This is a genomic window from Peribacillus sp. 05N428 (assembly GCF_056397085.1).
This window is the reverse complement of record NZ_JBFTMS010000008.1, coordinates 71,756-96,888: the sequence shown is the minus strand read 5'-3', so window position 1 is coordinate 96,888 and position 25,133 is coordinate 71,756. Positions and strand designations below refer to the sequence as shown.

Annotated in this window: 21 protein-coding genes, 1 tRNA gene and 1 riboswitch; of the genes, 17 read left to right on the top strand and 5 right to left on the bottom strand. The window is 39.9% G+C overall.

Translation table 11 applies throughout. The features are described 5' to 3' along the window. Nucleotides 1-94: 94 nt before the first annotated feature. The 4 genes from AC1DIV_RS10400 (at nucleotide 95) to AC1DIV_RS10385 (ending at nucleotide 4,465) form a co-directional block, all read left to right on the top strand. Nucleotides 95-1,393 (top strand): helix-turn-helix domain-containing protein, encoded by a 1,299-nt coding sequence (locus tag AC1DIV_RS10400; protein WP_340878441.1) that lies wholly within the window; start codon nucleotides 95-97, stop codon nucleotides 1,391-1,393. Between the two features lie 175 nt (nucleotides 1,394-1,568). Further along, entirely contained in the window at nucleotides 1,569-2,756 is a 1,188-nt protein-coding gene (locus AC1DIV_RS10395) for a M20 family metallopeptidase (RefSeq protein WP_477576314.1), read from the top strand. A 12-nt stretch (nucleotides 2,757-2,768) separates the two neighbouring features. Then, on the top strand, nucleotides 2,769-2,969 hold the full coding sequence (locus AC1DIV_RS10390) for a DUF3311 domain-containing protein (protein WP_340874658.1): 201 nt from the start codon (nucleotides 2,769-2,771) through the stop codon (nucleotides 2,967-2,969). Continuing rightward, a complete protein-coding gene (locus tag AC1DIV_RS10385) occupies nucleotides 2,966-4,465 on the top strand; it encodes a sodium:solute symporter family protein (protein WP_477576312.1) in 1,500 nt (499 codons plus the stop codon). Before AC1DIV_RS10390 ends, AC1DIV_RS10385 begins: the two co-directional genes overlap by 4 nt. 299 nt (nucleotides 4,466-4,764) lie before the next feature. Here AC1DIV_RS10385 and AC1DIV_RS10380 read toward each other — a convergent pair whose 3' ends face one another. Together AC1DIV_RS10380 and AC1DIV_RS10375 are read right to left on the bottom strand one after the other, a co-directional pair. Further along, nucleotides 4,765-4,893, bottom strand: a complete 129-nt coding sequence (locus tag AC1DIV_RS10380) for a hypothetical protein (RefSeq protein WP_258832991.1) — start codon at nucleotides 4,891-4,893, stop codon at nucleotides 4,765-4,767. A 1,159-nt stretch (nucleotides 4,894-6,052) separates the two neighbouring features. Continuing rightward, the gene (locus AC1DIV_RS10375) at nucleotides 6,053-7,390 is read right to left on the bottom strand and encodes an alpha/beta hydrolase family protein (RefSeq protein ID WP_477576310.1); all 1,338 of its coding nucleotides are present in this window, start codon (nucleotides 7,388-7,390) and stop codon (nucleotides 6,053-6,055) included. 284 nt (nucleotides 7,391-7,674) lie between these two features. Beyond that, nucleotides 7,675-7,840: riboswitch (M-box (ykoK) riboswitch) on the top strand. 268 nt (nucleotides 7,841-8,108) lie between these two features. Between AC1DIV_RS10375 and mgtE the strand changes: the two genes are divergently transcribed. The 4 genes from mgtE to AC1DIV_RS10355 all read left to right on the top strand — a co-directional run bounded on the left by mgtE (nucleotide 8,109) and on the right by AC1DIV_RS10355 (nucleotide 11,924). Further along, on the top strand, nucleotides 8,109-9,467 hold the full coding sequence (mgtE, locus tag AC1DIV_RS10370; RefSeq protein WP_176702821.1) for a magnesium transporter: 1,359 nt from the start codon (nucleotides 8,109-8,111) through the stop codon (nucleotides 9,465-9,467). Between the two features lie 327 nt (nucleotides 9,468-9,794). Beyond that, nucleotides 9,795-10,823, top strand: a complete 1,029-nt coding sequence (locus AC1DIV_RS10365; RefSeq protein ID WP_048684398.1) for an NADP-dependent oxidoreductase — start codon at nucleotides 9,795-9,797, stop codon at nucleotides 10,821-10,823. Between the two features lie 421 nt (nucleotides 10,824-11,244). Then, entirely contained in the window at nucleotides 11,245-11,658 is a 414-nt protein-coding gene (locus AC1DIV_RS10360; protein WP_063235961.1) for a YbjN domain-containing protein, read from the top strand. A 192-nt stretch (nucleotides 11,659-11,850) separates the two neighbouring features. Then, nucleotides 11,851-11,924: transfer RNA gene (locus AC1DIV_RS10355), tRNA-Gly, on the top strand. A gap of 865 nt (nucleotides 11,925-12,789) precedes the next feature. Here the strand turns inward: AC1DIV_RS10355 and AC1DIV_RS10350 are convergent. Next, nucleotides 12,790-13,458, bottom strand: coding sequence for a B3/B4 domain-containing protein (locus tag AC1DIV_RS10350; RefSeq protein ID WP_072272455.1), 669 nt, complete (start codon nucleotides 13,456-13,458; stop codon nucleotides 12,790-12,792). Nucleotides 13,459-13,563: 105 nt separating this feature from the next. On the opposite strand from AC1DIV_RS10350, the gene queG reads away from it, so the two are divergent. The 8 genes from queG to AC1DIV_RS10310 all read left to right on the top strand — a co-directional run bounded on the left by queG (nucleotide 13,564) and on the right by AC1DIV_RS10310 (nucleotide 21,221). Then, a complete protein-coding gene (queG, locus tag AC1DIV_RS10345) occupies nucleotides 13,564-14,703 on the top strand; it encodes a tRNA epoxyqueuosine(34) reductase QueG (RefSeq protein WP_034315181.1) in 1,140 nt (379 codons plus the stop codon). A gap of 196 nt (nucleotides 14,704-14,899) precedes the next feature. Next, a complete protein-coding gene (locus AC1DIV_RS10340; protein WP_063596687.1) occupies nucleotides 14,900-15,757 on the top strand; it encodes an amidase domain-containing protein in 858 nt (285 codons plus the stop codon). A gap of 67 nt (nucleotides 15,758-15,824) precedes the next feature. After that, the gene (gene trmL / locus AC1DIV_RS10335) at nucleotides 15,825-16,313 is read left to right on the top strand and encodes a tRNA (uridine(34)/cytosine(34)/5-carboxymethylaminomethyluridine(34)-2'-O)-methyltransferase TrmL (protein ID WP_048689880.1); all 489 of its coding nucleotides are present in this window, start codon (nucleotides 15,825-15,827) and stop codon (nucleotides 16,311-16,313) included. A gap of 76 nt (nucleotides 16,314-16,389) precedes the next feature. Continuing rightward, nucleotides 16,390-17,139, top strand: a complete 750-nt coding sequence (nfsA, locus tag AC1DIV_RS10330) for an oxygen-insensitive NADPH nitroreductase (protein WP_477576308.1) — start codon at nucleotides 16,390-16,392, stop codon at nucleotides 17,137-17,139. Nucleotides 17,140-17,419: 280 nt separating this feature from the next. Next, nucleotides 17,420-18,268, top strand: coding sequence for an ABC transporter ATP-binding protein (locus AC1DIV_RS10325; protein WP_063596690.1), 849 nt, complete (start codon nucleotides 17,420-17,422; stop codon nucleotides 18,266-18,268). Further along, the gene (locus AC1DIV_RS10320) at nucleotides 18,219-19,139 is read left to right on the top strand and encodes an iron-hydroxamate ABC transporter substrate-binding protein (RefSeq protein ID WP_202315362.1); all 921 of its coding nucleotides are present in this window, start codon (nucleotides 18,219-18,221) and stop codon (nucleotides 19,137-19,139) included. Before AC1DIV_RS10325 ends, AC1DIV_RS10320 begins: the two co-directional genes overlap by 50 nt. Before the next feature lie 67 nt (nucleotides 19,140-19,206). Beyond that, complete coding sequence (locus tag AC1DIV_RS10315; protein ID WP_063577251.1) at nucleotides 19,207-20,217, top strand: FecCD family ABC transporter permease; 1,011 nt, start codon at nucleotides 19,207-19,209, stop codon at nucleotides 20,215-20,217. Next, a complete protein-coding gene (locus AC1DIV_RS10310) occupies nucleotides 20,214-21,221 on the top strand; it encodes a FecCD family ABC transporter permease (protein ID WP_252268679.1) in 1,008 nt (335 codons plus the stop codon). Before AC1DIV_RS10315 ends, AC1DIV_RS10310 begins: the two co-directional genes overlap by 4 nt. Before the next feature lie 80 nt (nucleotides 21,222-21,301). On the opposite strand, the gene AC1DIV_RS10305 is transcribed toward AC1DIV_RS10310, so the two are convergent. Both AC1DIV_RS10305 and AC1DIV_RS10300 read right to left on the bottom strand, forming a co-directional pair. Then, nucleotides 21,302-22,249 (bottom strand): response regulator, encoded by a 948-nt coding sequence (locus AC1DIV_RS10305; RefSeq protein WP_251541106.1) that lies wholly within the window; start codon nucleotides 22,247-22,249, stop codon nucleotides 21,302-21,304. A gap of 4 nt (nucleotides 22,250-22,253) precedes the next feature. After that, on the bottom strand, nucleotides 22,254-23,516 hold the full coding sequence (locus AC1DIV_RS10300; protein WP_318291168.1) for a sensor histidine kinase: 1,263 nt from the start codon (nucleotides 23,514-23,516) through the stop codon (nucleotides 22,254-22,256). Nucleotides 23,517-23,939: 423 nt separating this feature from the next. Here AC1DIV_RS10300 and AC1DIV_RS10295 point away from each other — a divergent pair, with 423 nt between their 5' ends. Continuing rightward, complete coding sequence (locus AC1DIV_RS10295) at nucleotides 23,940-24,929, top strand: glutaminase (RefSeq protein ID WP_477576375.1); 990 nt, start codon at nucleotides 23,940-23,942, stop codon at nucleotides 24,927-24,929. Nucleotides 24,930-25,133 lie beyond the last annotated feature (204 nt).

Below are 25,133 nucleotides of genomic sequence, written 5' to 3'. Positions count from 1 at the left end.
AAATAGGATTACGATATCATGACTTGGATTAAACCAGGATATTCTACAAATAACAATGAATCTATTACAGATGGTAAAGGAAGTCGATTACTGGATGTATAAAATCGGACTTGTCGGTCTAAAAACTTCTATAGAACAAATTTTAGTTTTGGCAGAAGAATATAAACATGAGTTGGAATTCATCTCATTGCCCTATGTAAGGACCGAAGAGGTGGAGAATATTGTAAAGGAACATGAATCTCACGTACATGCATGGCTTTTTTCTGGTCCACTTCCCTATGAAATTGCGGGAAAAACAATACGTACAGATAAAATAATGGTCCATGTTCCTGCTACGGAATCAGGTTTTTATAAATCTTTTTTAGAGATGATCTACGAACAAGGGAAAATCATTGAGCATCTAAGTATCGATACTATGTCCTCAAATAATATAAGTGAGGAAGCTTTGTCACAGTTGAATATAAAAACCAAAAAGATTTATACGAAAGTGTTTGAGACAGATGTTGATACCGATGAATTGGTACATTTTCACTTGGATTTATGGAATACGGGAAAGACAGAAGGCGCTTTTTCTTGTTTTCCGTCCGTGTGTGAAGCTTTAAGGGAATATGGCATTCCAGCTTACCGTATGTCGATGAGTAAGATGGAAGTGAGGCAAACGCTTCGAATTCTTTCTGAAAAAGTAAAGACTTCCTACTTTAAGGATACACAAATCGGAGTTGAAATCATTGAAGTCGAATATTTTAACAAAGTTGCAGAGGAAATGAAAACTCCTTATCATTTACAGTACTTGGAGCTACGGCTAAAAGAAATGTTGATTCAACTTGGAGAAAAAATAAATGGTTCCTTTTCAGAGAAAGGGAATGGAAGATACATGATTTTTAGTTCTCGCGGCGCAATTGAACGAGAAATCATTACGCTAGAAGAAACGATTGAAAAATTGGCTTTTGAAGCAGATACAACCGTTGCCGTCGGAATTGGCTTCGGTGAGACTGCCTATTCGGCGGAAATCAATGCTTTTCGTGCTATTCAACATTCAAAAGAGATGAAGAAGCGAGAAATTGTGATTATTCAAGATGATGGCAAAGTTATCGAATCACCAGGCAAAAAGAAAGAACTGCAATATGGTACCCGTACCCACAATAAACCCCTTATAGAAAAGTTGAAAAACGGAAATATCAGTGTTAAAACGTATAAGAAGATATCGGCTCTCGTTCAAAGAATGGGCTGGAGTGATTTTACTACAAAGGACTTAGCGACACATCTTGAGATGACAGAGCGGAATGTACGGCGTATTGTTGCGGATATGTGCGAAGTTGAGTTGGCACAATGTGTTGGTGAAGAGGCTAATGCCACCCGTGGAAGACCGAGTAAAATTTATCGATTATTATAAATTGCAGGCACCCATAATTTGGGTGCTTTTTTAGTGTGAAAAAACAGTTTGGAATTTTCAAAAAATATTGTTATGAAGATCGTATGAGATTATACTCTATTTAAGGAATTTTTTCCTTAAACTAACCTAAATTAAGGGTTGCTGTGTAAAATCAAACGAAAAGGGGTTGTAGCGTATGTCTCAAACCATAATGATTCATGATTTGATCGAGGCTGTTAAAGATGAAGTGATTGCTTGGAGAAGATATTTACATAAGTATCCGGAGCTGTCTTTTCAGGAGGAAAAAACAGCACAATTTGTTTATGAAAAGCTGCAAACTTTTGGTGAATTGGAAATTTCACGTCCGACAAAAACGAGTATAATGGCTCGTTTGATCGGTCAGCAGCCTGGGAAGGTTATTGCACTGCGGGCAGATATGGATGCGCTTCCAATTGTAGAAGAGAATGATTTTGACTTTGTGTCACAGAATTCAGGAGTTATGCATGCTTGCGGACATGATGGGCATACGGCATTGCTGCTTGGCACAGCAAAAACTCTTACACAGTTAAAGGATCAAATTAAAGGGGAGGTGCGCTTTTTATTTCAACATGCCGAGGAACTGCCGCCCGGTGGAGCTCAAGAAATGGTTAGAGCCGGTGTGCTGGATGGGGTGGATATGATCATTGGATCCCATCTCTTGTCGACTCTTCCTTTAGGGAAAATTAGTTTGGGTTACGGTCCAGTGTTGGCTGGAGCTGATACTTTTAACATTACTGTGGTGGGTAAAGGGGGGCACGCCTCACAGCCTGAACTTACCGTCGATCCCATAGCAATTGGAACTCAGGTTGTATCAAATCTCCAGCACATTGTTTCGAGGTATCGAGATGCCCAGGAAGCCCTGGTGATTTCAGTGACTCAGTTCCATGCGGGAAGTGCGATTAATGTTATTCCAAGTAAGGTAAGCATTGGTGGATCAGTTCGCAGCTTCAATCCGGAACTGCGGGAAGAAATCCCGAATTTTATCGAACGGATAGTAAAAGGGATTACTGAAGCGCATGGAGCTACTTATGAATTCGATTATCAGTTTGGTTATGCTCCTACCATTAATGATGAAGAAGTTACCCGATTTATGGACGAAACAGTCTGTGAAATATTTGGTGAAGAAAGTCGAGAAATTTCAAAGCCAATTATGGGAAGTGAAGACTTCTCTGCTTTTCAAAAAGTAGTTCCGGGATCTTATATTGGAATAGGAGCTCGTAATGAAGAAAAAGGGATTATATATCCTCACCATCATCCCCAATTTACAGTCGATGAACAGGCTCTACAAATTGGGGTGAAGTTATTTGTTCATGGGACTTTAAAAATGTTAAATCTAATATACTAGGGGGCTAAGAGAATGAAAAAAATATATTGGCTCGGAATTATCCCGTTTCTTGGTTTTATCGTAGGCACCTTGTTTACAAATAAAGTGACTCCCTATGTTCTGGGTATGCCATTTTTTCATTTTTGGATTGTACTTTGGTCTGTGCTGACCACAGGTATAATGGGGATTATTTATCTACTCGATCCTGCTAATCAGAAGGGAGATTCAAGATGAACATTGCCGTTTTTTTCATCCTGTTTTTTTTCGTCATTTCCGTTTTGATCGGTATCCAGGCCAAAAAAGGGAAAGAAATGAACTTAGAACAATGGTCGGTTGGAGGTCGCGGGATGGGGGCCCTATTGATTTTCCTCTTATCCGCAGGTGAAATGTATACTACCTTTACCTTTTTGGGGGCAAGCGGATCGGCTTATGGGGAAGGCGGTTCCATCTTTAGTATCGTGACATATGGCTGTCTGGCTACAGTCATCTCCTATTGGACATTTCCGGCAATCTGGAGGTATGCAAAGAAACACCAATTAGTTTCCCAATCTGATTTTTTTGTGAAAAAATATCAAAGTCCATATCTTGGTGTGCTTGTTGCTGTAATAGGTGTTATAGCTTGTACTTGCTACTTAGTCCTGCAATTGAAGGGTTTAGGATATATCGTTTCTGCAACATCCTATGGGGTCATTTCTTCTACAGCTGCCATTTGGGTTGGAGCAATTGGTGTTACCATTTTTGTAATGGTTTCCGGTATTCACGGTTCTGCCAGGACAGCTATTTTGAAGGATATTCTGATTCTTGGCGTTGTTGTATTTTTAGGAGTTTATTTCCCACTTCATTATTATGGCGGTCTTCAACCTATGTATGAGGCCGTTGAACAGGCAAAGCCGAACTATACCATACTTCCAAATCAGGGAAAGAGCGTTTCATGGTATATATCGACCGTTGTATTAAGCTCTATTGGATTTTATATGTGGCCGCACGGGTTTTCTCCTATTTATGCTGCCTCTAGCGAGAAAGCACTGCGAAAAAATGCAATCCTAATGCCAATGTACCAATTGATTTTATTGTTTGCCTTTTTTGTCGGGTTTGCAGCGATCTTACAGATGCCTGGATTAAAAGGCGGCGACGCCGACCTTATCTTGCTACAGCTTTCTAAACAAGAATTTGATCCATGGTTTGTAGGCTTAATCGGTGGTACTGGCGTGTTAGCCGCTCTAGTCCCAAGTTCCATGCTGTTGATGTCTATATCAACATTGCTTGCGAAAAATGTATACAGCGTATTCACTCCATCTGCAACGGAAAATCAAATTGCAAAACTGGTGAAATATTTGGTTCCGCTTATTTCTCTAGTAGGGATTTACTTGACCTTTAAAGGTGGAAACACCCTCTTTAGTCTCGCTTTAATCGCCTATAATTTTATTACACAACTTGCTCCTGCCTTTTTCGCAAGTTTGATGAGAAAGAATTTTGTAACCAAACATGGAGCATTTGCAGGGATAATAACAGGAGGAGTACTAGTCTCCATTATGGAACTAGGGAACATAAAAATCAGTCAACTATTTCCTTATCTTCCTCAAGCAATAAAAGACCTGAATGTGGGTATTATCGCCCTATTTGTTAACATTGTTGTTTTAGTGGTGGTCAGTTTGATGACAAAAAACTTTACTTATACTCATCAAGATACTGATGATTTGGAGACATCAACACTAGAGCAGAAGATCTAATGCAAAAAGAATCAAATAGCTAACTCAACATGATTTTTACATTCACTTCCGGTATAAATATGTAACACGAATTCCTTCCAATTAAAACTTTCCTGGGGGCAGTTTTGCAGCACGCCATTTACAGTTTGGAACGCTTTTAAAGAATTGGGCTTTTTGGAATCAAAGTTGGTCCAGTGGACACAGGATAATTCAATGATCGCCCTTTTTTGAAGGGGACCCTTGAGAATTGTTCTTTTTAACAATGAAGAGTGTGCAAATGAAACAAACCGGTCTGAATATGACCGGTTTGTTTCATTTAGTTACTCTGATTTAGAGCTCTGATCTTTATTTCTTTTATTTCCTTTGCTATTGTCCCCACTAACAGGGGTTTGTCCGTGTAATTGCGGCGAATTTTGGTTACGGCTGCCTTTATTGAATTTTTTTGTCATGTCTCACATCTCCTTTCTTTTTTCAAATACAGTTTGTCCCTTTTTGGTGAACTTATGTTTTTCACTTGAAAGGAACAACTTTGTAATATTTTTCATTCACGGCTAGTAAGGTAGCTCAGTAGGGGATAGGTAGAATAATCATTACCTGTTGAAAAAAGCTCAGCCCTATATCGTCATGTTGGTAGGAATGGAGTTACAGAGGACTGAGTTAATGTCTTAAAACGCTTGTCGGGCATCCAGTTTATCAATCTGGAACCAGTAAGGGGAATTGTCATTTCGTCCTTGGGGGATCTTGCACAGACAAGGCGCACAAATTGGCTGTTATGATGGTTGAAAGTGCTAATTATGAAGATAAAATAATCGTAAGGGAATGTTCGAAAACTTGAGGATCCTTTAACATAGTTCATTCAAGGGGTTTTAATTACATAATTCTTACTTTATTTTTAAAAAGCTTACAGTAGTAGTTTGTAGCTCTGAAAAAAAGAACAGTATATACAGATAACTGATTTCAAGGATACATGTGGCATTCTTTTTTAAAGCATGCATGAGTGATCCTTCCTTTCTTATTGTAATTTCATCAATTATACTAATGAATTTATACAAAATCTTCCTCTTTGTTAGATTACCTGCCATTGTTTTTCTGGATGTACGATTTTATTGAAACAGGATCGTTCACATGGCCAACTGATGCCATGTATATGAAGGAGGGCTTTTTTACTTGGCTCAATAAACGCCTCGGTAGAATATATTTAGCTTGCTATTTTGGGAATGACAAAAAATGATTTAGGCTTGTACAAATTTGGACGTTGATTTCCACTTCAGGCACCGCTTTCCGCGGGCGGTCGGGGAGCCTCCTCGGCTTGCGCCTGCGGGGTCTCCCCTGGACGCGCTTTTTCGGCAGGAGTCTCGCACCTTCCGTTCCAATCAACTATGTTTTAATTTTTAGATAGAACCCTATAGAATTTATTTAAAATGCTTTTAACTCATCCAATAAACTATTCAATTCAAGTTCTTAATGATCTTCATTTCTTTTAGTAATACAAACACTTATGGGATAACCAGGGCTAAGATGATATAACCTAAAAAGATTATTCACCCTAGTATTGAAGGCACGAGAATCATTTGAGTGATCTTTGCAAACCCGGGGGAGACACAATTCTCAATTGGTATTTTTATTTTTACTGGTGATGTCATTTTTGTTTAAAAATTCAATGATTCCACTCACCAATCCAGAGGATAATGCCAGTTCAGGATTTGTATAGGTTGCTAAATTCCCTGCTCGATCTGCAGGGGCTTCTTTCAATACATGATTCATCTTTTCGATTATAAGTAATTCTGAATCGCTTTTTTCCTCATGTAACGCTTTTGCATTAGTTGCCGGCACTTGAATGTCTCTATTGCCGTTTACGATTAGAACAGGGATATTCAGTTCCTTTACTGTTTCTAGCGGGTTATATTGAATCCAAGAAATCATGTAAGGTTGAACAGAGGGGCGGAATACACTTTGCAGATGAGCACTGACAGTCTCGACTTGTTTTCCTTGTTTTAGCTTTGCCAGTATATCTTTGGATTCCGTTAATAACGACGGTGTAAGCTGCTCTTCAAGCTGTTTCATGAGAACTTGGTCAATAGGTTCCCCTGCACCCGCCAATGAAATGAATATGTCTGTTTCTGTTTTCTTTGCGGCTGCCATTCCAATTAAAGAGCCTTCGCTATGGCCGATGATGCCGACTTTGGAAAAACGGCCATCCTTTTTGGTAAATTGGACCCAGGCAGCTGCATCATCAATATACTGTTCAAATCTCAGGTCCTCTTCTTTTCCTGCCAATTGCATATTTTCACCAATTCCGCGCTTATCATACCTGATGCTTGCAATCCCTTTTTCTGCAAGACTTTCGGCTAACATTTTCAAACTATTATTTTTTCCGGGAGTTGCAATGGTGTTACCATCTTTATCGGTCGGCCCGGAACCCGCAATTATAATCATCACAGGAAAAGGCCCTGCATGTTTTGGTGTTTCTAAAAGGCCTTTAATGGTTCCGTTCTTTAAGTCGGCCTGCACGATTTCACCTGATTCTTTTTCTTCAACTGCCTGAACGGATTTCTTGAGCAATTCAAAGGGGAAGGCTTGCCCTTTTTGAACAAATGTTCCTGAAATCTTATCCTGATTTACTTTCCCATCAAACGTAATTTGCTGATTTTGGATTTTCATATCAAAAAACAAGTCTGATCCACTTAACCTTACACTTGTTAAGGGGAATTCGTTCAACCCTTGTACAGGAATACTTATCGTTCCATCTTTCTTTGTAAAATGAACAATGATTGGAAGCGGTTGATTTGGGATCTTAATATCTCCTTCCCATCTGCCTTCAATAGCATTCAATGAGCTCACTTCCTTCGATTTCTCTTCCACCTGTACCTCGTCCTTGGTTCTGCAACCTGCCATTAATAAAGCAGCACTTACGATAATACATATAATCGACAAAAGTCTTTTCATTTGAGCCAGTTCCTTTCTTAAAATAATTAGACTCAGTCATTGGATATCCGTCTTCATTATAAGGAGTTTTTAATATAAAATTCCAATATTTCCCCTTGTGTCGCGTTTGTTTCTCTACACTTTTAATTTTTTTGAAGAGGTAGGGACATTCAATCACCATCTTAATCCGGGCGCAAAAGTCGGTGTTGTTTTCATTAGAGATCGGAAAACCAGGTCAAAATTAGAATGATTTGAATCAAATATTGACATCTAAAAGAAACTCTTTTAGAGTGAATGTGTAAATTAAATATCCTCGTTAGGTGAGGCTCCTGTGTAGGAGATACGCTACTGCCCAAAAATGTCGAAAGACGCCAATGGGTCAACAGAAACCATCGACATAAGGTGGTTTTTAATGTAGCTGGCTTTGTCCTATGCCACACAGTGCTAAAGCTCTACGAATGGAGGAACTGGATTTATGCTTGTATTTGTCATTCAGTCATATAAGGCTGTTTGTATTTGTCATCCAGACAATGTACGCATATATACCGTATTTAACACCTTCATTTGTAATGGAGGTGTTTTTATTTTTTTCCTGGAGGTGTGGGATTTGGATAACTATTCACGACGACATACTCGTGAATGGAAGCAAGATTTTGGAAGGGGAATAATAATATTTTTTTTATTCTTAATATTTAAGGGAAATATTTTTTGGCTCCCCTAAAAAGGAGTGAGAGACAAGATGATAAAAGTCCTGACGGAAGATCAAATGACTTTACAAATCATAAAGGTATTAAAAGAAGGAAAAAAGAAAGAATTTCAAGCGATATTGGAAGAACTCCAACCATATGACATTGCGCGAATTTTTGAAGGGCTCCCAGAAAAACACCATACACGCTTCTTGTTGTTACTCGATTCAGAACAAATCGCTGAACTGATTCAAGAAGTTGAGAAAGTCCATCAATTAAAAATTCTTAGTAAATTGGGAATAGAGAAATCCGGCCATGTAATGGATTTAATGGATAATGATGATCTAGCTTCATTGTTAGAGGACCTATCCCCTGGAAAAATCGAAGAACTTCTTTCTGGCATGAAACAAGAAGAATCAAAAATCGTTCAAAATATCATGAATTACCCCCCTGAAACGGCAGGGCGAATCATGACAAACCGTTTTGTATGGATCCCCCAACATTATTCGGTGCGTGAATCAGTTGAAAAACTGAAAATCTTTGCGGAGTTTTCGGAAACGATCAACTATCTTTATGTAATAGATAATGATAAAAAATTAGTAGGTGTTGTCTCATATCGGGATTTAATAATAAATGATGAATCTGAAAAAATTCAAGATATTATGTACAGCCGGGTTATCTCCGTATCCGCATATGAAGACCAAGAAGAGGTAGCTCGTGTTATTGAGCGATATGATTTTTTAGCAATTCCAGTAGTTGAAAAAAATAATGAGTTACTAGGAATTGTAACCGTCGATGATATTATTGATGTTGTCATTAAGGAAGCGAATGAAGATATTGAAAAATTATCGGCATCCGGTAAAGCTATAGACTTTGACACGAAGGCGCACGTGGCCGCGTATCGTCGGCTGCCCTGGCTTATTTTGCTTTTATTTATCGGATTAGTGTCTGGAACCATTATAAGCGGTTTTGAAGAAACCTTGTCCAAAGTTGTTGCACTTGCCTTCTTTATGCCGATGATCGCAGGGATGACTGGAAATACAGGTACTCAATCTTTAGCCGTTGTTGTAAGGGGTCTAATCACTAGTGATACGGATAAAGGAGTCGTGACCAGGCTCATTATACGGGAACTGAAAGTTGGCTTGATAATAGGCATCACCTGCGGAATATTAATTTCCATCATAGCTTATGTTTGGCAGGGAAATCCCGTTCTGGGATTAGTGGTTGGAAGTTCGTTGGTGATGACCCTGATTATCGGGACTTTAGCTGGGACCATTATTCCTTTGATATTATATAAATTCAACATCGATCCCGCAGTTGCTTCTGGTCCGCTAATTACAACACTGAATGATATACTCTCGTTACTTATTTACTTTGGAATGGCAACGATGTTCATTTCAAAATTGATGTAGACTATCCACGAATTAGTTCATTAAACTGGTTAATGAGAAGAAGGGGCAGTAACCCTGCCAAGCAGACAATAAAAATAGATTATTTCAAGCTGCGGCCTTTTCCCGGTATTCAATCGGGGAAAGGCCGTTTAATTTTTCTGGTGAGCGAACCGTTTATCGAAATGAAAAACATTGGACATAATAGGCTGTAGCAAGTTTGAGGTTTTCAGGAAAGGCTACATAAATAGTGTTATGGAAGCGATAGCCAATCATATTCTTTGACCTATGAACTTCATCAGTGATACGCTTCTTTTCGAAATTACGTATTCAAACCAAGGAGGAACAATGATGACACAAACCAAACAACAAATAATCACCCTGGCAAACCGTCCGAAAGGTATGCCTTCGAAAGGGGATTTTAACTTTGTTGAAAGTGAAGTTCCCACACCGAAGGATAATGAGATTTTAGTACGTACACTATATTTATCTGTCGATCCATACATGCGTGGCAGAATGCAAGATACCAAATCATATATTGCTCCATTTGAATTGAATAAGGTCATCACGGGCGGCGTTGTTGCCGAAGTTGTTGAGTCCAAATCGAATTCCTTCAAACAAGGGGATGTCGTTGTTGGGAATATCGACTGGGCAGAATACACAGTTGTCACTGAAAAGGAAATCCGTGTGATTGATCCCAAGGTGGCTCCGGTCACAACTCATTTAGGGATTCTTGGAATGACCGGTTTAACTGCTTACTTTGGTTTGCTTGATATTGGTAAACCTCAAGAAGGTGAAACGGTAGTCGTTTCAGGAGCGGCTGGAGCAGTCGGTTCAGTAGTCGGACAAATTGCTAAGATTAAAGGTGCGAAGGTTGTTGGCATCGCTGGTTCAGATGAAAAACTTGAGTATTTAACGAAAGAGCTAGGATTTGATGGAGCCGTAAATTATAAAAGTGATAGTTTTGCAACAGATTTAGCCAATGCTGTTCCTGATGGAGTCGATGTTTATTTCGATAATGTGGGCGGCGAGGTGTCCGATGCTGTTTTTACACTTTTGAATGCGAATGCCCGAATTCCATTATGCGGGGCGATTTCCTCATATAACGCGGAAGGAAAAGATCTAGGACCGCGTCTGCAATCGGCAATGATCAAAACCAGTGCACTAATGAAAGGTTTCACAGTTGGAAATTATGCCGCTAGATTCCAGGAGGGTGCTACGGAATTAGGTAAGTGGCTTCAAGAAGGAAAGCTGAAGTATGAAGAAACGATTATTGAAGGGTTCGAAAACACACCGGATGCATTTTTAGGTTTGTTTAAAGGAACGAACCTCGGAAAACAGCTTGTAAAAGTTGCGGAACCCGAATTCGCTCAACTATAAGTTTTATGGAAATAAAGCTGAGGAAGGCCCTTCGTTGTGATTTTTAAGCAGCTTATAACAAAAGCGGCCTTTTTTCGTATTCAATCGGGAAAAGGCCGTTTTCCTTTCAAGTTAAAATATGATCCTTCTTACCCTTAGTGGTATCTTTTGATCCATATGAAGGATATTGCTTTGTGCTTGGACATATATACCCTTTGAAGGATGCTCAAAAATCCGCCAGGAAATTTTGGACCTGCAAGGAGCGCTTCAGTTTTGCGGAGAAGCAACTGGCTAATCAATCCAGGAAGGGAGCTCATATTTGACTCCCTTCCTTTTAATGTCGCCCCTGTTAATAGGAGGAAATTGGCAGAATGTTAGAAAAGTCTGTAAAAATGCTGGTTTTCATTATAAAATGTACTTATAAACAGAAAGGTGATGAACCATGTCAAACGTTGCTAAATTTCGTGATTTTTTAACTAGTGAGAAAATCTATATGAATGAGTTGAATGAAGATGGCACCACCTTTTTTAGAGCCGAGCAAAAGTTAAAGGACGGGTGGAAGGTCCTTTTAGTATTTGCTTTCAATCAAGATGAAAATGTGGCGGACTTATTTTGCTTTAATGTCGCCGAGTTGAAGAATCCTGAAAAGAAACAGGATGTACATACACTATTGAATGAATATAATGCTAATTTCAGGTATTCCAAACTGTATGAAGAAAATGGGACCATTTCCATTCGTTATTCATACTCCATTGAGGGGGATATCGTACCTGATCTGGCGTTCAGGAAGTTAATCATGCTGCTTGAAACGGCACAGCAGGTTTATCCGCGGTTAATGGAAGTCATTTGGTCTTAAATCACCATATAGGATGAAAAAGTTCTCTTCAATCAGGGGACTTTTTAACATTTTTACTAGAGTGAATGAATATATTAATTTTACAATACGCTAATTATTATTTTTTTTTTAAAAGAACTATTGCATTTTTTTATATTAGACTATATAATTAATTTTGTTGATTGGTAATTCGACAAACTTCTACAAGAATATGCGGGTGTAGTTTAGTGGTAAAACCTCAGCCTTCCAAGCTGATGATGAGGGTTCGATTCCCTTCACCCGCTCCAATACATACTCATAACGTAGGGTTTCGTTACCTGGAGAACGAAGCTTTGCGTTTAAATATTATTACAAGAATTCTACTGTTTACAGTGGGATTTTTTTTGCATTTCATCGAAGCGGTAATACAGTATGTCATACCCGAAAAATGGACTTTAATTTTTGATTATCCTTCATCCGGGAGTGTGGGGATTTCGATGCACCACAAACTTAGTCAATTTGATTAACTACGTTAGTAGAATCAGTTTGACTAAGTTTGTGCTTTTTTTGTTAATGGGGAAGAGAAAGGCGTGCCAGGCTTATGTAGCATCGATGATTATCAATCGAAAGGCAGAAAGTAACCATTGTAAACCGGCTAGCCGAGACCCCGGAGACGTTTACGTCAAGGAGGCTTGGCGGACAGTCGGCGGAAAGGGAGCGGATTTCTGGAATCGACTGAAATGTAATTTAAGAAAAAACCGTAGGGTGGGCACACCCTAACAAAGTTTAAGACGAGGTGATCCTTGAGGTTTTTTACATTAATCCTTAAAAGATGGAAGAAATTTGCGACACTCCAGCCGAATAACTGGCTAGTCGAGACCCCAGAGGCGCTTGCGCCGAGGAGGCTTGGCAGACAGTCGGCGGAAAGGGAGAGGATTTCTGGAATCGACTGGAATGTAAATTAAGAATAGTCCGTAGGCTAGATTCATCCCAAATCAAGTTTAAGACTTTGTGATCCTTTATGCTCTTAAATTCCAGTGATCTTTATTGCCTTTTTGGTAGGGATCGATTCGGTTGAATAAAAGGATACTAGCGGACTGGTTTTATTAATTGGAAAAATCATAAAAAACCCCTTCCGATTGTGGAAAGGGTTTAATTTCGTTCAATTTTTAATTATCCTTCTACAATCGAGTAAGTCCCTTCACCACCATGGATTTCAAGGAACATGTCCATCAGGGATTTCGTCAGCTGATCTGCTTCCGTGATTGGAGTATTGGGTTGTAAATAAATGATTTGGATAGCTTTTTTCGTTTCTTCGGTGACTTTCGTGCGTTCTGAATCAACGTAAGGACTTCCGAATGCGCCAGCATGATCGGCTGAGGTAATCATATTTTCCATGGAATTCAAGCGGCCGTTCAAACCGTCATACCCATCTGAACCCTCGCCAATCTTAATCGAGATGTCTCCTGTTAATTTTTCAGCATCATAAATGCCGATCGGAACTTCATATAACAGTGAGAAGAAGTTATTCAAATCGATGGCGGAATGGATGGGTGTCAAGTAATTCTGTTTTTTTACGCGGCGGTAAAGGGCTTCCACGGAGGGACGATACCGTGACGGGTTCGTTCCTGTAGCCTTGAAAATTTCCCGCCACACTTTAATGCCGGAAAAGTCGGTCAATTCCTTTTCTTCAAGGTCGAAGAAAAGAGCTTCCTGAAATAGTTGAAGTCTTCCTTTCACCATTTGCGGGGAGGGACCTACTTCGATGTTTTCATATGTAATGACCCCGACTTTGAATTCAGGGATTTTACTGCTAAGATTAGCTGATACGGTAATTTCCAACCGTTTCACCTCCAAAAATGATTGCAATTAGTTTATCATAGATAGCAATGGTTTGAAATGGATTCAAGCTTCAATGGGAATACTGAATGAACGTAGGTGATTAATATGGATATGAACTCATTCAAGCAAGAAGTGATTTTATATAGTAAGGAAATCGGCATCGATAAAATTGGCTTTACTTCGGCTACGGCTTTCACCGAACTGAAAGGTCGGCTGATACGTCAACAGGAACTGGATTACCAGTCAGGGTTTGAAGAAGCCGATATAGAAAAAAGGGTGAGGCCTGAATTGATATTCGATAAACCGCAATCCATCATTTCGATTGCACTTGCTTATCCTTCGAAATTGAAGGATGCTCCGCAAAGTACAAAAAGTGAACGCCGCGGGATCTTTTGCCGGGCGTCTTGGGGAACGGATTATCATACCGTTCTCCGTAATAAATTGCAGTTACTTGAGAATTTCATTAAAGATAAAGTGCCAGGGGCAATGATGAAGTCCATGGTTGATACGGGTGAGTTATCCGATAGGGCAGTGGCTGAGCGTGCAGGTATTGGCTGGAGTGCAAAAAACAGTATGATCATCACACCGGAATTCGGTTCTTATGTATACTTGGGAGACATGATAACCAACCTGCCATTTGAACCGGATCAACCGATGGAAGATCAATGCGGGACATGCAATAAATGTGTCGATGTTTGCCCGACTGGAGCGCTCGTTCAGGGCGGGCAGCTAAATTCCAAGCGTTGCATTGCGTTCTTGACACAGACAAAAGGTTTCCTTCCGGATGAGTTCAGGACGAAAATAGGCAATCGTTTGTATGGATGTGATACATGCCAGACCGTTTGTCCGAAAAACAAAGGAATGGATTTTCATTTTCATGAAGAGATGGAACCCGACCCCGAGCTGGCGAAACCGCTGTTAAAACCCCTGCTTACGATTTCAAATCGGGACTTCAAAGAGACATACGGCCATGTATCTGGCTCTTGGCGCGGTAAAAAACCAATCCAACGAAATGCCATTTTAGCATTGGCCCATTTCAAAGATGAAACGGCATTGCCTCTATTGATACAGGTCATGAAGAATGATCCGCGGCCCGTCATCAGGGGGACGGCTGCCTGGGCAGTTGGGAAAATTGGCCGGGAGCAGGCTGTTTCCGCATTGGAAGAAGCTCGAATGAAGGAAAAGGATGAAGAGGTATTGGCGGAAATTGAGAAAGGACTGCAGTTTACCTTGGAAACAAAATAATATTTAAAATGCAGCCGCCTCGTAAATATAACGGGGCGGCTTTTTTGCTTAAGATATTCCGGCAGCTTCAAGGAAAATCTATATAAAAAGTTTCATTATGGGTAAGGATTGAAACTCCCGCATTTATGAAGTTGTGTTTTTGTCCATGCCCTCGTACATACACATTAGCATAGATGGTAAGAAGGAGGGCATGAACTTGAGGGAACAATTGCAACGCCTTTTACAAGAAAGAGTGGAGTTTTATACTTCAGATGATCTGGAACGGGGTGAAAGGAAGTTACATTTGAAGAAGGAAATGATGAGGAACCGCGCTGCCGAAATTGTTCGGGTGAATGCGGCAGGCAAGGTACATTCGAAAAGAAAGGAAGACAGGGATACAGTCCTGACCTATCATGTCCATCTGCAATATTTATTGAAACAGGAAGATTCATTTTATATAGAAGAAGAAATGGAAGAAAGGGAGGCACGGTTTCGAAATGGGTATATAGTGGATGAAATTGAGTTGATTCCCAGCTTTGAAACTGAAGAGGCACCGCCAAAATGTGATCCAGGCGCAGATCGTCTCGCATATAAGTATGATCGAATGAAGGCCGTTCAATATGCCGAGCGTTGGTGGAATGAATTTAATCCGGCTTATTATAAATTCACCGATGATTGTACGAATTACATTTCACAATGTTTACATGCAGGGGGAATACCGATGTGGGGGGCGCCAAATAAAAATAAGGGCTGGTGGATAAGGGGGAAAAGCTGGAGTTATACATGGACGACAGCCCATTCTTTATATCATCTGCTTAAAGCCGGGAATGCCATCAGGACAAAGCAGGTGGAGTCGGCCAAGGAATTGAATTTGGGCGACATCCTCTGCATAGATTTCGAAGGGAACGGACGGTTTGACCATAACTTGATTGTAACGGCGAAGGATCAGGACGGGATGCCGCTTGTGAATGCACATACGATGAACAGCCGTCACCGATATTGGACGTATGAGGATTCAACCAGATATACACCGAACATCGTTTATAAATTCTTTGTGATTTTGGATGGAGGGTGATTGGTTTTTAGTCTTTTTTGTTTAATGCTATAATTAAGGTGAAGTTCAAACTAGAGGTGAAAATGAAGTGTCAATACATGTAGTTTTATATCAACCACAGATTCCAGCAAATACAGGAAATATCGCAAGAACATGTGCAGGGACGGATACGTCTTTACATCTCATTCGCCCGCTCGGTTTCTCGACGGATGACAAACAGCTCAAACGGGCCGGGCTCGATTACTGGGAGAATGTAAAGATCCATTATTATGATTCGTTAGAAGAGTTTTTTGAAAGAAACGCCGGCGGTGAATTTTATTACTTGACGAAATTCGGGGAGCAGCCGCATTCGAGCTTCGATTACAGTGATCAAGACAGTGAGATATTTTTCATTTTTGGCCGTGAAACGACGGGTCTCCCGAAAGATCTGATCCAAGAGAATATGGATCGGTGCCTGCGGATTCCAATGACGGATAAAGTACGTTCCCTTAATCTGTCGAACACGGCAGCCATCTTGGTTTATGAAGCACTTAGACAGCAAAATTACCGTGAATTGGATTTGAAAACAAAAGGTTGAGTTTCATCAATACTGTCATCGGGGGCATTTCAGCCCCGATGATGGATACTTTACATATTCTTTAGGGGTGGGAGCATTGAATAACATTATTGAGAAGATCTTAGATCACCGTTCCATTCGTTCTTTTGAGGACAAGTTATTGTCTGGGGAGCAAATCAATACGATTGTGGAATGTGCCCAAGCTGCATCGACTTCAAGTTATATTCAAGCGTATTCAATCATAGGGGTAACCGACCCGGAAAAGAAAGCCAAGCTTGCCGAACTTGCCGGACCACAGTCATATGTAGAGAAGAATGGACATCTATTCGTCTTTTGCGCCGATTTATATCGTCAGGATATGGTTTCCAAAATGGAAAACACGGACCTGTCCGAATCGATTGAAAGTACCGAGAAATTCATGGTTGCCTGTATTGACGCGGCTCTAGCGGCCCAAAATGCAGCATTGGCGGCAGAATCGATGGATCTAGGCATTTGCTATATAGGCGGGATCCGCAATAATCTCCCGGAAGTGTCAGCGATTTTGAATATACCGCATCGTGTTATACCATTATTCGCTCTAGCGGTCGGATATCCGAAAAACCGTTCGGATAAAAAGCCGCGTTTGCCGTTGTCCAATATCTATCATGAAAATGGATATCAGGAGGATAAGCAAGAGTTCATCGGACAACTTGAAGAGTATAATGAAACGATTTCCAGTTATTATGAGCTTCGGACTAACGGTAAACGAAAAGACACCTGGACCGGGCAAATGGCAGGAATGCTTGGAAAGAAAAGCAGGCTGTACATGAAAGATTATGTTGAGAAGCAAGGATTTAAGAAACATTGATTAATGAATACGGCCTATTAGGAATATTCTTGCCAAAGTCCTGAGTATGAGCCAAACCTAAAGATCCCGGAAGTGTCCCCGGGGTCTTTACTGTGTTCATTTGTCAGTCGGTAATACGGACCGGCCCCAAAAATGCTGTCAGAATTTCTTCTTATATGCCCATGAAATTACCATTGACAATATATTTAGATAGAATTATAGTAATTAAGTAGTGGATAATGATAATCATTTTCATTTGAGTTTTTACTTACCTATTTTTTCAGTAAATGGAGGTTAAAAAATGGTTCGCCTATATACAGAGAATTTGAATATTGGTTATGGTGAACGTTTAATTGTAAAAGATCTCAGTGTGGAAATTCCAGATAAAAAAATCACAACGATCATCGGTTCAAATGGATGTGGGAAATCGACACTTTTGAAAGCGATCACCAGAATCATTCCAAATCAATCAGGTACGGTTGTTTTAGATGGGGTTAATATCTCAAAAGAAAGCACTAAGATCCTTGCAAGAAAAATGGCCATACTTCCGCAGACACCCGAGAGTGCAAGCGGTTTGACGGTTGGGGAGCTCGTATCATATGGGCGCTTTCCCTATCAAAAAGGTTTTGGGCGCCTGACCCAGAAAGACTATGATGTGATTGATTGGGCACTTGAAGTGACCGGCACGAAAGACTTCAAGTTCCGTCCCGTGGATGCTCTGTCAGGAGGTCAGCGCCAGCGTGTTTGGATTGCGATGGCCCTTGCCCAGGAAACGGAAATCATCTTCCTTGATGAGCCGACCACCTATTTGGATATGGCCCATCAGCTGGAGGTTCTGGAATTATTACAGAGGCTGAATGTAGAACAGGGACGTACAATTGTCATGGTTCTTCATGATTTAAACCAAGCTGCTCGCTTTGCCGACTATATCATTGCCTTAAAGGACGGGGAAATAGTCAAAGCAGGAGATTGTGAAGAAGTCATCACTCATGAAGTTCTTAAGGAAGTATTCCATATTGATGCGGTAATCGGACGAGATCAACGAACGAACAAACCAATGTGCAGCACATACAACTTACTAAAAGGAGATTTGACAACAAATGAAAAAAATATTGATCCCGTTTATACTGCTGTTAGTGTTAATTATTAGTGCTTGTGGTAACGAGTCAGCCGAAAAGGAAAAAAGCTCCGCTTCCAAAAAAGAAAAATCAGGTACCATCACCTATCAATCTGAAAATGGTCCTGTTGAAGTTCCGGCAGATCCTCAGCGTGTTTTAGTGCTATCATCTTTCGCAGGTAACGTAATGGCTTTGGATGTTAACCTTGTAGGGGTTGATTCCTGGTCTAAAATGAACCCGAATTTTAAAGAGTTAAAAGATGTGGAAGAAGTGACGGACGAAAACCTGGAAAAAATCATCGAGTTGAATCCGGATTTAATCATTGGTTTATCGACGATTAAAAATGTCGATAAATTAAAGGAAATTGCTCCAACCGTAACTTATACATACGGAAAAGTTGACTATTTAACACAACATGTAGAAATCGGTAAACTTTTGAATAAAGAAAAAGAAGCTCAAGCATGGGTGGATGATTTCAAAAAACGGGCAAAAACAACCGGTGATGAAATTAAAGCCAAAATTGGAGAAGATGCTACCGTTTCCGTTTTCGAAAAGTTTGACAAACAGTTCTATGTATACGGTGATAATTGGGGCCGTGGAACGGAAATCCTTTATCAAGAAATGAAATTGGGTATGCCTGAAAAGGTAAAAGAAGTGGCGCTGAAAGATGGTTACTTTGCCTTATCATTAGAAGTTCTTAAAGACTATGCCGGTGATTATGTGATTTTGAGCAATAACAAAGATCAGGACAATTCATTCCAACAAACTGACACGTTTAAAAACATACCTGCCGTTAAAAACAATAAACTATATGAAGCTGATGCAAAAAAATTCTACTTCAATGATCCAATAACATTAGATTACCAATTAGACTTCTTTTCCAAAAGTTTTCTTGGAAAATAATACAGCGAGGGAGAGGGATTCCAATTCCTCTCCTTTTATTCTATAAAAAAAGAGATGAGAGAGACAGATGACTAATGAAAATCAACGTTTCATCCCATTTATAAGTAAACTGATCATAGCGATCGTCGCCTTTATAGGCATGTTCATTATTTCAATGGCATTTGGTGCGGCTGATGTTACCGTTAAAGACGTTTGGCAAGCACTGACATCAAATGCTGTCGGTGAAAAGATTTCAATCATTCGGGAAATCCGCTTCCCTCGTGAAGTGGGGGCAATCTTTGTGGGTGCAGCGCTTGCCGTTTCTGGGGCCATCATGCAGGGAATGACCAGGAATCCACTTGCCGATCCCGGGTTGCTTGGATTGACGGCAGGAGCCAATGCAGGTCTAGCCATCACTTTGGCATTCATTCCAAATGCTAATAATTTAGGGATCATGATTGCGTGTTTTATAGGTTCCGCTGTCGGGGCAACCATGGTTTTCGGAATCGGTGCGATGAAAAAGGGAGGATTTTCACCTTTGCGGATCGTATTGGCTGGTGCTGCAGTCTCTGCATTCCTATTTGCCGTTTCGCAAGGGGTCGGCATATATTTCAAGGTATCAAAAGATGTATCGATGTGGACAGCTGGCGGGAATATCGGAACTTCATGGGAGCAGCTTCGTGTAATCGTTCCGTTCATTCTAATAGGCATCCTGATTTCCCTTATCTTTTCCAGACAGCTCACCATACTTAGCTTAAGTGAAGAAGTGGCCGTAGGCTTAGGGCAAAAGACAACACAAATAAAGGCGGTTCTCTTCGTGGTCATCATTCTCCTGGCAGGGGCTGCCGTTGCGCTTGTCGGAAATATGGTGTTCATCGGGTTAATGGTCCCACATATCGTTCGGGCTATCGTGGGTACGGATTATCGATTCATCCTCCCTATGTCTGCAATTTTGGGAGCCACTTTCATGCTGCTTGCCGATACGATCGGCCGTACGATCAATTCTCCATATGAAACACCTGTGGTAGCGGTTGTTGCGATGATAGGTTTACCTTTCTTCCTCCTAATCGTGCGTAAAGGAGGTAAAGCATTTTCATGATCCAGTCAGCTTTAGTCAAAAAACAACGTTGGATAATAGGTGCATTGAGTGCACTCATCATCATTACGATCATTATAGGAACGTGTTCGGGATATTCCAATCTTTCTATAGGACGACTGTTTCCAACGCTCTTCGGGCAAGGGACGTTTAAAGAGGAATTCATATTATTTTCCGTCCGCTTACCGCGAATCATCATCACCCTTTTAGCAGGCATGGCCCTTGCACTGTCGGGAGCCATTCTACAAGGGATCACACGAAATGATTTAGCCGATCCTGGAATCATCGGGATCAACTCGGGAGCAGGTGTTGCCATTGCCGCTTTCTTTCTGTTTTTCCCGCTTGACGCTGGTTCGTTTGTTTATATGGTTCCGCTTGTCGGTTTTATCGGAGCGTTACTGACGGCCTGTTTAATATATATCCTCTCATACAAGAGGAAGAGTGGACTTGAACCCGTCCGGTTAGTGTTGATCGGCGTAGGTTTTTCAATGGCGCTTTCTGGCCTGATGATTGTCCTCATTTCGTCAGCGGAACGAGCGAAGGTCGATTTCATCGCAAAATGGTTGGCAGGAAATATATGGGGCACGGATTGGCCTTTCATTTGGGCAATCATTCCATGGTTAATCATCCTCATTCCATTCACTTTATATAAAGCAAATCGTTTGAATCTGCTTGGTTTAAGTGAACCGGTCGCAATTGGGGTCGGTGTATCGATTGAAAAGGAGCGGATCGTACTGCTGATCTCGGCTGTAGCACTGGCAGCGGCTGCCGTTTCTGTTACAGGCGGAATTGCATTCATTGGACTTATGTCCCCGCATATAGCAAAATCCTTGGTAGGACCTCGAAATCAACTATTCATTCCGGTTGCCATTTTAATCGGTGGATGGCTATTGCTGCTTGCCGATACGATAGGCCGTAATATAATTGAACCCGAGGGGATTCCTGCAGGTATCATGGTTGCATTGATCGGTGCTCCTTATTTCATGTATTTATTGTTGAAAAAATAAGAACTTGCCAAAATCCCCTGAAATCTTCAGGGGATTTTATGTTTTTTGAGTGCTTCCGCAGTTTTTTGTTTTAATTAGGATTATCTATATCTTATGATTTCATCAGGATTCAATCGTTTCGCTTCGAAATAAAATACTTGAATAAACTTTTTTGTATTTACCCGGGTAGGTGTAAGAACTACCGTTGAATCATTTTGCAGTTCTTTCATCTTTTGGCGAACGACTGTGAAATCAAAAAATTTGGAAGCGTAATTTTCAAACTTAGGATTTGAAAAATCCGTTAAACCGAGCGAAGCGAAATGATTTAACGAATGGTTAATCGTTCTGCGAATTCGCTGTTCGGCAGCTTTTATTTCCCGATTGATATCTACCTGCAAAGCTGCTGTGCCGAGCTTTTTTTTGGTGATTTCTACAAAGATATCTTTAAGGGTGGGGAATTGCTTTCCAAAAGTAAAAGTCCGTTCATACATAAATAAATACTGAAGCATTTCCATTAAATCTTTTGCGCCATTTTCTCCAACGACCCCTAATTCCGATAAAAGGAATTCACCCACCTCCCTTATACTTTTTTCATTAAAACTATTGGAATTATCAACCTTTGGCTGTTCAAAGTTCAATACACCATTTAAAGAGGCTTGGATATTTGTGATTGATCTTTCTAAATGAATACGTTCCATAACTTTTCGGATAACTGTTAATATCTCAATCCGATTGATTGGTTTAGTAATATAATAATCGATTCCAAGTGAGTATGCCTCACCAATCAGCTCCTTTGATTCAACCTGCGAAATCATTATTATTTTCCCGTTAAATGTATTTTTTATATGACGAAGTGTCTCAATGCCATCCCGGATGGGCATTAATAAATCAATAAATAAAATATCAATTTGTTTTAAATTCAAAATATGCCCTTCTAATAGACTTCCATCCTCGGCTTCCTCCACCACTTCTCCTAAATCTTCGTTCTCTATAATTTGGCTTAAGTTTGAACGTATGGCACAATCATCATCTGTTATAAAAAAACGCATGGAATCATCCTTTCTGGACCAACTTATGAATGGGTAATCTTATGGAAAAAATGGCGCCGTCAAAACTATTCTCAAATAGGATGTCGCCTCCCAGTTCTTTTACGACCTCTTTTACATATGAGAGACCAATCCCTGTTGAGGGTGTCCCGAAATGATCATATTTTGAAGTGAATCCAGGTTTGAATATCACAGTCTGATATTTTTGAGGAATTCCAGGTCCGGTATCAGCAACTTTAAATTCTACATGGTCATGGACTTCACCCAAACTTAAACGGACGATTCCTTTTTCTTTAATTGCTTCCACTGCATTAGCGACTAAATTATTGAAAAGAGATAACACGGTATACACATGATAAGGTGAATCGTTTTTCCCCTCCAATGAGTATTCAAATTGAATATCCTTTCCTAGTGATAAGGCATATTTTTCATTAATTCGGATAATTAAATGAAAAAGTTCAGCTGCATTCATATAATCTTTAAAACTCTCATTGGAAATCAATTTGGAGAGACCAGCAAAAATCCGTTGATTATCTTTCTTGACTTCATGCATTTCACCCGCAATGCGCAATGCTTTTTGACTATATGGCTCAGGATGAACATGAGGGTGCTTGTCCCGTTTTTCCAGAGCTTTTAAATCTCGATATAAATCATACGATTTCTTAGTAATATTCTCAGCATTCTTTAATGTTTTTTTTAAATGAATCGTTTCCTCGTATAAGTTGGAAATGAGCATAAGCATATGTTCATTTTGTTTTGTGATTTGCCTTTCCCTTGATTGTGCTTCATATAATTTCATCATATTAAAAAAGCTTAAAACGATGAAACTGTGGGCGAATGCGATCATGATCATCTCGTTTAGTGAACCTAACGTAATGGTTGTTTCCAACACAATATATTGAAAAATCAATTCTACAGAGTCGGACAATATTTCGATAATGAGACCAATAAATCCAATCAGCAAAGATCGGTTTTGAAAGCGATTTATTTTCACCAAATAAAAAAGAAAGCAGTAGGTGAAATAAAAGAAAAAACTAGGATAATGAACTTGGAAAGCGGATGCCCAGGAAAAACTATCATGCATGAAAAAATCTATAAGAATACGAAATACCACAACCATTGTTCCTGTGAGGAAGCCCGAAAAAATGGCAGGTGTTTTCTGTAATAATAGTAAAAAGAAGAAAAGGACAGGCGGACCAAAACTTACCCGAAACGTTTCATTTAAAGGATAAAAACTCAATTCGCCTGCTAATGGCACTGTTAACAACATCAAAGCGAGGATGTTGACCTCTTTTTTCATTAACGTACTGAGATTCAAGTCGTCACCTCCCAAGTTGTTTAAAAAATCAGTATACAGTTTCATCGGCTTCAATACAACGCTTACTTTGTTCCTGAATAGAACGGCTTATAATCTATTATGGCAAAACCAATCTGTTTTTCTATCCACAAAAAATGGTAACGGGATACGTTTTTTTAGTGGATTTTTATTTTTTAGTTTTTGTAGGTTTTCGTATGATTATGTAGTTCCCAATTTAAAATTAACGGTAGATATAAATTTTTGAAAGCGCTTAATAATTTTTAGAATATTCATTATTTTTTCACCGGATCTATTATATGTAAGCTTGATGGCATTCGGTAAAACGTTCATTTAGAAAATATAATGATACAACAACTGAAGAGGTGGAAGAATGTGATTGAAGAATTGTCAAAAGAGTATGACATTCACGTTAATAGTCAAAGAAAATCCGACTTAGATGAATGGGTAGCACATTACAGATCCTTTGCTATTGAAGGACAAACCGCTAATTATATACCGGCATTGAGAAATGCACATTTATCGCAATTGGGCATTACCATACTGGAGCCGGGTGGAACAATGATCAAGTCAGGGGATTGGGAAGTTCCTTTCACGCTGCAAAGTATTTCAAAAGTGCTTAGCTTTATTGCCGCATGTTTGGGTCGCGGCATTTCTTATGTGTTAGAGAGGGTCGATGTGGAACCGACAGGAGATGCTTTCAATTCAATTATTCGTTTAGAAATGCATAAGCCGGGAAAGCCGTTTAATCCTATGATAAATGCTGGGGCGATTTCCGTAGCTTCGCTTCTCCCAGGGGATTCTTCACAAAAGAAATTGGAATTTCTCTATGGGCTATTTGAAAATTTGTTAGGGAAGCGCCCGACAATCAATGAGGAAGTGTATCAATCTGAGTGGCAAACCTCTCATAGAAATAGAGCTTTGGCTCACTATTTGAAAGAGACTAATTATTTGGAATCGGAAGTAGAGGAAGCTTTAGAGGTTTACCTCATGCAATGTTCCATAGAAGTGACCACAGAAGACATAGCCCTGCTTGGACTGATTCTTTCTCAAGATGGTTACCATCCCGTTCGTAAAGAACAAGTAATCCCTAAAAAAGTGGCTAAGCTGGCCAAAGCATTAATGCTTACTTGCGGTATGTACAATGCTTCGGGGAAATTTGCGGCTTTTATTGGGGTGCCGGCCAAAAGTGGAGTATCTGGCGGGATCATGGCGCTTGTTCCTCCAAGTGCCAGAAGCGGAATGCCTTTTCAAGATGGATGTGGCATTGGTATTTATGGACCAGCCATCGATGAATATGGGAATAGCGTAGCAGGTAGTTTGTTATTGAAACAAATGGCACAAGAATGGGATTTAAGCATTTTCTGAAATACAGAAAAATTTAGTTCCGGTGTAATTAATAGAAGCAATAAGGGGACATCCTTAAGATTTTCTCATTAAATTTACAAATTTTTACAAGAGGTGATGTAAATGCAGCAATTACTTTAAGATGTAATTGGACGCATTGGCACAAATCATTAATCCAGTTACTTTTAAACGTAAGGAATAATTTTTGGAAAGCATGGTGAAAAA

Coding starts and splice junctions, on each gene's coding strand:
- AC1DIV_RS10360 (WP_063235961.1), top strand. CDS start 11,245: ATGTCAAACGTTGCTAAATTTCGTGATTTTTTAACTAGTGAGAAAATC.
- AC1DIV_RS10400 (WP_340878441.1), top strand. CDS start 95: ATGTATAAAATCGGACTTGTCGGTCTAAAAACTTCTATAGAACAAATT.
- mgtE (WP_176702821.1), top strand. CDS start 8,109: ATGATAAAAGTCCTGACGGAAGATCAAATGACTTTACAAATCATAAAG.
- AC1DIV_RS10365 (WP_048684398.1), top strand. CDS start 9,795: ATGACACAAACCAAACAACAAATAATCACCCTGGCAAACCGTCCGAAA.
- AC1DIV_RS10380 (WP_258832991.1), bottom strand. CDS start 4,893: ATGACAAAAAAATTCAATAAAGGCAGCCGTAACCAAAATTCGCCGCAA.
- AC1DIV_RS10310 (WP_252268679.1), top strand. CDS start 20,214: ATGATCCAGTCAGCTTTAGTCAAAAAACAACGTTGGATAATAGGTGCA.
- queG (WP_034315181.1), top strand. CDS start 13,564: ATGGATATGAACTCATTCAAGCAAGAAGTGATTTTATATAGTAAGGAA.
- AC1DIV_RS10300 (WP_318291168.1), bottom strand. CDS start 23,516: ATGTTGTTAACAGTGCCATTAGCAGGCGAATTGAGTTTTTATCCTTTA.
- AC1DIV_RS10375 (WP_477576310.1), bottom strand. CDS start 7,390: ATGAAAAGACTTTTGTCGATTATATGTATTATCGTAAGTGCTGCTTTA.
- AC1DIV_RS10305 (WP_251541106.1), bottom strand. CDS start 22,249: ATGCGTTTTTTTATAACAGATGATGATTGTGCCATACGTTCAAACTTA.
- AC1DIV_RS10385 (WP_477576312.1), top strand. CDS start 2,966: ATGAACATTGCCGTTTTTTTCATCCTGTTTTTTTTCGTCATTTCCGTT.
- AC1DIV_RS10320 (WP_202315362.1), top strand. CDS start 18,219: ATGAAAAAAATATTGATCCCGTTTATACTGCTGTTAGTGTTAATTATT.
- AC1DIV_RS10395 (WP_477576314.1), top strand. CDS start 1,569: ATGTCTCAAACCATAATGATTCATGATTTGATCGAGGCTGTTAAAGAT.
- AC1DIV_RS10325 (WP_063596690.1), top strand. CDS start 17,420: ATGGTTCGCCTATATACAGAGAATTTGAATATTGGTTATGGTGAACGT.
- AC1DIV_RS10315 (WP_063577251.1), top strand. CDS start 19,207: ATGACTAATGAAAATCAACGTTTCATCCCATTTATAAGTAAACTGATC.
- AC1DIV_RS10390 (WP_340874658.1), top strand. CDS start 2,769: ATGAAAAAAATATATTGGCTCGGAATTATCCCGTTTCTTGGTTTTATC.